At 57.7% G+C, this 2,105-nt stretch carries 2 protein-coding genes; both read right to left on the reverse strand.

Annotation, left to right across the window (positions count from 1 at the left end):
• Positions 1-430 (reverse strand): tyrosine-type recombinase/integrase (locus tag MFF30_RS25830; protein ID WP_238283146.1); only part of this gene is annotated, 430 nt, incomplete at its 3' end.
• Between the two features lie 484 nt (positions 431-914).
• Positions 915-1,607, reverse strand: coding sequence for a hypothetical protein (locus MFF30_RS25835; RefSeq protein WP_238283148.1), 693 nt, complete (start codon positions 1,605-1,607; stop codon positions 915-917).
• Positions 1,608-2,105: the final 498 nt, after the last annotated feature.

A 2,105-nucleotide genomic window follows, 5' to 3' on the forward strand; every position in this document is an offset into this window, starting at 1 on the left:
CTCGCGGGCGGCCCTCCGGTCGCTGCGGAGCTGATTTCGGAATTTTTTGCGGCAGTTGGCGTGACGGATCGGTTTTCCCGGGACTTGGCGGCTTCCATCGCGGACCGTACGGCGTGGTCGTGATGTCCTCGTGCCGAAACGGCGCCTGAACCGTCCTGAGATTTCCGCCTGCCCGAAGAATGCGTTTCGCGGCGGTATGTCGATAGTCGTGGTGGCGGAAATTCGTGACCCCGGAAGCTTCGCGCAAGCGGCGCCACTGCGTCTTCAGGGCCTCGTGGATGATTGGCAGCCGGTCCCCAATCTGGCGCGTGCCCTGCTTCTTCCGGCGGGCGGAGGCGAGTACCGCCCCTGCACGCTCGGCATGCTCCGCCCCAAAGCCGGGCAGCGGGAACAGCAGTTCGCGCACGCCGGTCGAGAGCGGGGTCCGCACCGTTTGTCACCCTTCCCCCGAGTGGTGATCTGCCGGCCGCCCCGATCGATATCGGGCCAGAGCAGGCCGATGCACTCGGCAAGCTGGCATCCCATCATCAGGCGAAGTCGACAACGATCTGGTAATCGGCCGGAAGTGCCACGAAGCGCTTTGCCTCCTGGTCGTCCGTCAGTCCGCGGGTCCGCTCCTTGCGCTCATCCATGCGCTGCATGCCCCAGGGCGGTCTTGGCAACCGAGGGTATTGGGGTAGGGCAGCGACGCTATAGACGCAGATAGCATGCTCGACCGGCGCGTCATTTGCCGACCAGCCACAGCGGAACCGCGCCCGTCGGCCGCCCTGGTATTGCCACAGTGGAACGTGGCGCTCGTCAAACGCCTACGTTCCTCGGATAGAATCCCAAAAGTCGGTCTTTACTATAACGATACGCCGGTCGGTCCGCTACTCGCGAAGACGAGTAGCCAGCATGGGAAGATTCGGGCGCCGTCATTCAAATGCTTGATCGTATGTCTGAACATCGTAATGGCTCAGTGTTGTGCCACGCTTTTTCCGCAGAAGACTACCAATGCTCTGGTCATGACGGTGCTCGAAGAAGCGCGTGTCATTCTCTGCAATTGATGGAGAATCATCGGAATAGCGATAGTTGTCTTCTACGGCTATCTCACACCACTCGCGCATCAATTCGAAATTGCTTCCCGTGGGTCGAATGACAAAGAAGCCTGACGAAATTTGTGATGTTGCCATGATTGTAGGATCATCATCGACTTTCAAGCGGCAAGCGAGGTCGCGTTTCGTCCAGTTGTATTCGATGTGTGTATTATCAAATGAAAGCATGCCGAAATAAGAGGCGCGGGCAATGTCAAGATATTCAGACATTCTGAGGCGCCCTTCCGCTTGAATCGTAAAGCCAACATCGGAGTAGACGACAAGGTCGTTCGCTCCTGAAGCCTTCAAGGCTTCCAAGACGATCTGTGGTTTCCAAATCCAATATCCATAGCCTCGATTATTGCATGCCATAAAGTCAGAGTGCCGATGCGCAAATTCGGCGGGAAGCGTCGAGGAATCATGGACCTGTATTTCATCGAAAAGATCAATCGCTTCGCCTTCAGCGATAAACTTCGCCTTGCGCGTCCGGAAGCTCCTGTCCGCAAAGCTCACCAATCTTACCTTGCCAAACATATTTCAGTCCTTTGACGGTGTGATGCGAACACCAAGGAGGTGTGGCTCAAATCGAGGTCGCTGCTTCCATATTGAATTTAATCGTTGGGCAGGAAAGTCCGAAGAGGTCCAGTCACGCGCCTTCGTTCTATCCGCCCATCGGATCACAAGGTTGGTCCTGAAGGCCAATAGCGCCAAGTTCGCCCCAGTCAGGCCCGGGTACGACGACACGCTGGCCCGGAGGGCGAGGAAGCCTGTGCGATAGACCTGTGGGTCGGCAGGCATGTTCGTGTCTATGGCCGACATCGGGTCCGGCAGTTGATGCGTGCCGGACGGGATAGGGGAGCAAACTCATGATGCCCCTATGCCGGCGGGGGCATACCCGAGAACGCAACGCGAACCGACTTTGGGACTTTTCGGGACTCTCGGGCCCGATGCATGCCTTTCGAATCCCTTTTATGCCGCTGAATGATCCGACGCCGGTTGCCATTCGGGCCTCAAAACCGTACGTCCGCTCTA

It is taken from the genome of Methylobacterium goesingense (assembly GCF_022179225.1).
Taxonomy (GTDB): Bacteria; Pseudomonadota; Alphaproteobacteria; order Rhizobiales; family Beijerinckiaceae; genus Methylobacterium; species Methylobacterium goesingense.

Coding starts and splice junctions, on each gene's coding strand:
- MFF30_RS25835 (WP_238283148.1), bottom strand. CDS start 1,607: ATGTTTGGCAAGGTAAGATTGGTGAGCTTTGCGGACAGGAGCTTCCGG.